The sequence below is a fragment of the Gemmatimonas sp. genome, assembly GCF_044344655.1.
Taxonomy (GTDB): domain Bacteria; phylum Gemmatimonadota; class Gemmatimonadetes; order Gemmatimonadales; family Gemmatimonadaceae; genus Gemmatimonas.
Map to the genome: position 1 here is coordinate 1 of NZ_JBIJCN010000090.1, position 3,977 is coordinate 3,977.

Annotated in this window: 5 protein-coding genes; all 5 read right to left on the bottom strand. The window is 65.3% G+C overall.

All coding sequences use genetic code 11. The annotated features are described in order from the left end of the window. On the bottom strand, positions 1-1,303 hold a 1,303-nt coding region (gene groL, locus ACIQ51_RS14045; RefSeq protein WP_396205689.1), incomplete at its 3' end, for a chaperonin GroEL. A 27-nt stretch (positions 1,304-1,330) separates the two neighbouring features. Further along, positions 1,331-1,618, bottom strand: coding sequence for a co-chaperone GroES (groES, locus tag ACIQ51_RS14050; RefSeq protein ID WP_291260161.1), 288 nt, complete (start codon positions 1,616-1,618; stop codon positions 1,331-1,333). A 293-nt stretch (positions 1,619-1,911) separates the two neighbouring features. Then, a complete protein-coding gene (locus ACIQ51_RS14055; RefSeq protein WP_396205691.1) occupies positions 1,912-2,631 on the bottom strand; it encodes a biotin--[acetyl-CoA-carboxylase] ligase in 720 nt (239 codons plus the stop codon). Continuing rightward, a complete protein-coding gene (gene uppP / locus ACIQ51_RS14060; RefSeq protein ID WP_396205692.1) occupies positions 2,628-3,434 on the bottom strand; it encodes an undecaprenyl-diphosphatase UppP in 807 nt (268 codons plus the stop codon). The genes ACIQ51_RS14055 and uppP overlap by 4 nt, the downstream gene beginning before the upstream one ends. Positions 3,435-3,467: 33 nt before the next feature. Beyond that, on the bottom strand, positions 3,468-3,977 hold a 510-nt coding region (locus ACIQ51_RS14065), incomplete at its 5' end, for a glycosyltransferase (RefSeq protein WP_396205693.1).

Sequence of the window (3,977 nt, forward strand, 5' to 3'; positions counted from 1 at the left end):
CGCGCTCGGCGAGCTTCACGTCCTTGAGGACGTGCTGCGCACGGACGAGGGCCACACCGCCACCGGGGACGATGCCTTCCTCGACGGCGGCACGCGTGGCGTGCAGCGCGTCTTCGACGCGGGCCTTCTTCTCCTTCATTTCGGCTTCGGTCGCCGCGCCGACGTTGATGACGGCCACGCCACCGGCGAGCTTCGCGAGGCGCTCCTGGAGCTTCTCACGATCGTAGTCCGACGTGCTCTTGTCGATGGCCGCGCGGATTTCCTTGACGCGGCCTTCGATGTCCTTCTGGTCACCGGCGCCGTCGATGATCGTGGTGTTGTCCTTGTCGATCACGATGCGCTTGGCCGAGCCGAGGTCGGTGAGGACCGCGTTCTCGAGCTTGAAGCCGACTTCGTCGGAGATAACCTGCCCCTTCGTGAGCGTCGCGATGTCCTGCAGCATCGCCTTGCGACGGTCACCGAAGCCCGGGGCCTTGACGGCGCAGATGCGCAGCGTGCCGCGGAGCTTGTTGACGACGAGCGTGGCGAGCGCCTCGCCTTCGACGTCTTCGGCGATGATGAGGAGGGGCTTGCCGAGCTGCGCCACCTTCTCGAGGACCGGGAGGAGGTCCTTCATGGCCGAGATCTTCTTGTCATGGATGAGGATCATGGCGTTCTCGAGGACCGCCTCCATCTTCTCCGGATCCGTGACGAAGTACGGCGAGAGGTAGCCGCGGTCGAACTGCATGCCGTCCACGGTTTCCAGCGTGGTCTCGAGGCCCTTGGCCTCTTCGACGGTGATCACGCCGTCCTTGCCGACCTTCTCCATCGCTTCCGCGATGAGGTTACCGATCTCGGGGTCGTTGTTGGCCGAGATGGTGCCGACCTGCGCGATTTCCTTCTTGCCGCTGGTCGGGACGGAGATCTTCTTGAGCTCCTCGACGATGGCGGCAACGGCCTTCTCGATGCCGCGCTTGAGCGCCATCGGGTTGGAGCCGGCCGTGACGTTCTTGAGGCCTTCGCGGAAGATGGCCTGCGCCAGCACGGTGGCGGTGGTGGTGCCGTCGCCGGCGAGGTCCGACGTCTTGGTCGCGACTTCCTTCACCATCTGCGCGCCCATGTTCTCGATCGGATCGGCCAGCTCGATTTCCTTCGCAACGGTGACGCCGTCCTTGGTGACGGTCGGCGCGCCGAACTTCTTGTCGATGACGACGTTGCGGCCCTTGGGGCCGAGCGTGACCTTTACCGCTTCGGCGAGCTGATCGACGCCGCGCTTGAGCGCCGCGCGGGCCTCAACGTTGAAATGCAGTTCCTTGGCTGCCATGGTAGCTGAATTGAGTTAGGGTGCGGTTCAGTTGATCACGGCGAGGATATCGGACTCGCGCAGGATGAGGAGCTGCTCGCCCTCAATCGTCACTTCGGTGCCGCTGTACTTTCCGTACAGCACCTTGTCACCGACCTTCACATCCATCGGGACACGGGCATCCTTCTCGAAGCGGCCCGGGCCAACGGCGACGATGTTACCCTGCTGCGGCTTTTCCTTCGCGGTATCGGGGATGTACAGCCCACCGCGCATCTGCTCCGCCTCTTCGAGCGGCTTCACGACAACGCGATCCGCGAGCGGTGCGACCTTGGACATACGGGTTGATCTCCTGCGAACTGTGTCAGGGGAACGAACAGAGAATTGAGATTAGCACTCACAGACATCGAGTGCTAACGAGCAAAAGCTAGGAGCCCGCCAGCGTGACGTCAAGGGGCGAGAAATATCGTAAACCCATGTGTTTCAATAGGTTACAGTTACGCCAGTTCGGCAGGTTGGTTTGTCATGGTGACGGACGGGGCGGGCAGCGCCTTGTCAGTTTGGCAGCGGAAAGGCCCGCTAGCGGGTAGCGCTCGGCCAGCGCTCGGCCAGCGCTTGGCCACCCCGGCGCCCTAGGCGAACAGCAGCGACCCGCTCTGACAGGCGATCGCCCCGTGCGCCGTCTCGATCAGCACCGCGCCCTGCGGTGTGATCCCGTGAACGATCCCGTCAGCCGGTGACGTGACTCGCCGGCCGACGGCGAGATCGCGTGCGGCCCACGCCGCGCAGTCCTCGCCCCCCAGTGGGCCGTGCGCAGCCGCAGCACGACGCAGCGCGGGCACGACCTGGGCCAGCAACGCGTCGCGGGTGATTCCCGTGCGCACGTGCGCCACCTCGGGATAGCTGGCCGGTGCCGTCCGGTTGATGCCGACCCCGATAGCGACCCACTCCGGCTTTGCCTCGCGCCAGCGCACCTCGATCAGGATGCCACCGAGCTTGCGATCGCCCACGAACAGGTCGTTGGGCCATTTGAGTCGCACCGGAGCGTCCACGGACGGCTCGAGCGCCACGGCAAGCTGCAGCCCTACCCGCAAGGCCAGTACGTCGAGCGCACGAGTGTCCTCTGGACGCTCGATCAATGTGCACCAGAGCCCCGCCTCGGGCTCGGAGGCCCAGGCCTTCCCGCTGCGGCCGCGGCCACTCGCCTGCGCCGAGGCCAGCACCAGGGTGCCGGCCGGTGCCCCGTCTTCGGCGAGCGCGTGCGCCACGTCCATGGTGGAGGTCACGCGGACATGGTAATCGAGACGGGCAAGCCCCAGCTTCGCCGCGAGCTCTGGGGATGGAGCGGTCATGCCCCGCGGGTGGCGATGGTGTAAAAGACCACGCCCGCGAGCAGTACGCGGTAAAGCGCAAAGATGCCGTAGCTGTGCTTGCTCACGTAGCGGAGCAGCACGGTGATGGCCAACCAGCTGCTCACCGCCGCCGCGAGGACACCGGCGAGCAACGGCGTGGAGAAGCCTTCGGCACGGATGGCTTCGGGCGCTTCTTTGAGCACCGCCGCGATGGTGATGGGCATACTCATTAAGAAGCTGAACCGGGCGGCACTGGCGCGATCGAGATGCAGAAAACGGCCCGCAGTGATCGTGGATCCCGAGCGTGACACCCCCGGCACCAGTGCGAGCACCTGCGCACACCCCACGATGATGGCATCGCGCAGCGTGACCTCCTCGATACTGCGCGAGCGCACACTCCACTTGTCGATCGCCCACAACAGCCCCCCCAGCACGACGAGCGTGGTACCGATGACGTAGGGAGAGCGAAAGGTGGTTTTGGCGAGGTCATTGAGCAGGATGCCGCCTACCCCCGCCGGAATCGTGGCGACCACGAGATAGACCAGCCGGCGTTCGTGCAGCGTCGCGATGCGCCGCGTACGGGCCATCGTGAATGCACTCTTCGTCATGTCGACCCACTCCGCGCGGAAGTACCACATGAGCGCGATGAGGGTGCCCACGTGTAGCGCGACATCGAACGACAGTCCCGGATCCTCCCAACCGAGCAGGTAGGGGGTGAGCGCGAGGTGCGCCGAACTGGAGACGGGGAGCAGCTCGGTGAAGCCCTGCACGAGCCCGAGCACCACAGCCTGAAAGAGCGTCACGGGGTTGCGCGCAAAGGGAGGGTCATGAACGGCTCACCCGAGCGTTCGTTCGTACAGCGCTTCATATCTGGCGACGATGGCCGCTTCACTGTAGCGCGTCCGGGCATCGGCGGCAGCCGCATCGCTCATCTGCTGCCACGCGCGATCGTCACGCAGCAACGCCACGCCGGCACGGGCCATACTGTCCACGTCCCCCACCGGAAACAGATAGCCGGTCACTCCATGCGTGACTACTTCGGGGAGGCCGCCGGCATGCGCGCCAATCACCGGGACACCGCTCGCCATCGCTTCCAAGGCGCTCAACCCGAACGACTCCTTGTCACTGGTGAGCAGGAAGAGATGGGCCCCCGCCAGCAATGGCGCGATTGCATCGATCTTGCCGAGAAAGAGCACATGCTCGGCCACCCCGAGTTCGCGCGCCTCGGCCTCGGCCTCCACGCGCTCAGGGCCATCGCCAACCATCACGAGCACCGACGGCACCTCTGCATTGATGCGGGCATAGGTCTTCACGATGTCACGCACCCGCTTCACCGGGCGGAAGTT